The organism is Pseudomonas sp. NPDC087342 (assembly GCF_044744265.1).
GTDB lineage: Bacteria > Pseudomonadota > Gammaproteobacteria > Pseudomonadales > Pseudomonadaceae > Aquipseudomonas > Aquipseudomonas nunensis.
The window spans coordinates 1-1,873 of the sequence record NZ_JBIUXZ010000056.1 but is presented as its reverse complement, the minus strand read 5'-3'; the positions used below and the strand labels follow the sequence as shown (position 1 = coordinate 1,873).

General features: G+C 56.3%; 2 protein-coding genes. Both read right to left on the bottom strand.

Annotated features, from left to right (window positions below; translation table 11 throughout):
* Nucleotides 1–1,003 (bottom strand): F0F1 ATP synthase subunit beta (gene atpD, locus ACIOYV_RS33245; protein WP_401330713.1); only part of this gene is annotated, 1,003 nt, incomplete at its 3' end.
* A 27-nt stretch (nucleotides 1,004–1,030) separates the two neighbouring features.
* On the bottom strand, nucleotides 1,031–1,873 hold an 843-nt coding region (atpG, locus tag ACIOYV_RS33240; RefSeq protein WP_401330710.1), incomplete at its 5' end, for a F0F1 ATP synthase subunit gamma.

Sequence of the window (1,873 nt, the reverse complement as noted above, 5' to 3'; positions counted from 1 at the left end):
CGACCGCTGGGTAGATACCCAGGGAAGCGATGTCACGGGACAGAACGACGGTGGCGTCCAAGTGGGCGAAAGTGGTCGCTGGCGACGGGTCAGTCAAGTCATCCGCAGGTACGTATACCGCTTGGATCGAGGTGATCGAACCGTTTTTGGTCGAAGTGATACGCTCTTGCAGAGTACCCATCTCTTCGGCCAGGGTCGGCTGGTAACCTACTGCGGAAGGCATACGGCCCAGCAGTGCGGATACTTCAGTACCGGCCAGGGTGTAACGATAGATGTTGTCGACGAACAGCAGAACGTCGTTACCTTCGTCACGGAACTTCTCGGCCATGGTCAGGCCGGTCAGTGCTACGCGCAGACGGTTACCCGGCGGCTCGTTCATCTGACCGTAAACCAGTGCCACTTTGTCCAGAACGTTGGAATCCTTCATCTCGAGGTAGAAGACGTTACCCTCACGAGTACGCTCACCCACACCGGCGAACACGGAATAACCGCTGTGCTCGATGGCGATGTTACGGATCAGTTCCATCATGTTTACGGTTTTGCCTACACCGGCACCACCGAACAGACCAACTTTACCACCCTTGGCGAACGGGCAAACCAGGTCGATAACCTTGATGCCGGTTTCCAGCAGGTCGTTGCCGCCCGCTTGTTCAGCGAAGGTTGGCGCAGGACGGTGAATGCCCCAGCGCTCTTCGGTGTCGATCGGGCCAGCTTCGTCGATCGGGTTACCGAGGACGTCCATGATCCGGCCCAGGGTCGCTTTACCGACCGGTACGGAGATGGCTGCGCCAGAGTCGGTGACTTCCAGACCGCGCTTCAAGCCCTCGGTGGAACCCATCGCAATGGTACGAACCACGCCGTCGCCCAGCTGCTGCTGAACTTCAAGCGTGGTTTCAGCCGCGCTTACAACTTTCAGCGCGTTGTAGATGCTCGGTACGCTGTCGCGTGGAAATTCCACGTCGATAACGGCGCCGATGATTTGAACGATACGTCCGCTACTCATAGCTGGATCCTCTGAATATTTGAACCGTTAAACCGCGGCAGCGCCGCCGACGATTTCCGAGATCTCTTGGGTGATCGCAGCCTGACGCGCCTTGTTGTAGATCAGCTGCAAATCGCTGATCAAATCACCGGCGTTGTCGGTAGCGTTCTTCATCGCGATCATCCGCGCAGCTTGTTCAGCCGCGTTGTTCTCGACCACCGCCTGGTAGACCTGCGACTCCACGTAGCGAACCATCAAGCCGTCAAGCAGCTCTTTGGCGTCCGGTTCGTAGAGATAGTCCCAGTGGTGCTTGAGTTCTTGATCCGGGGTTGCCACCAATGGAATCAACTGCTCCACGGTAGGCTGCTGCGTCATGGTGTTGATGAACTTGTTGGACACAACGCTCAGACGGTCGATACGGCCATCCAGGTAGGCATCCAGCATCACCTTGACGCTGCCAATCAGATCATTGATCGATGGCTCTTCACCCAGGTGGCTGATAGCTGCTACGACGTTACCGCCGAAGTTGCGGAAGAAAGCCGCACCCTTGCTACCAACAACACACAGATCGATCTCGACGCCGTTTTCACGGTTTTTCGCCATGTCCTTGACCAGGGCCTTGAACAGGTTGGTGTTCAAGCCACCACACAGACCACGGTCACTGCTCACCACAACATAACCAACACGCTTGATTTCACGGTCGATCATGAACGGGTGGCGATATTCCGGGTTAGCGTTGGCCAAATGACCAATAACCTGGCGGATGCGCTCCGCGTAAGGACGGCTAGCAGCCATGCGCATTTGTGCCTTGCGCATTTTACTGACCGCCACTTTTTCCATGGCGCTGGTAATCTTTTGCGTGCTTTTGATGCTCGCAATCTTACTGCGAAT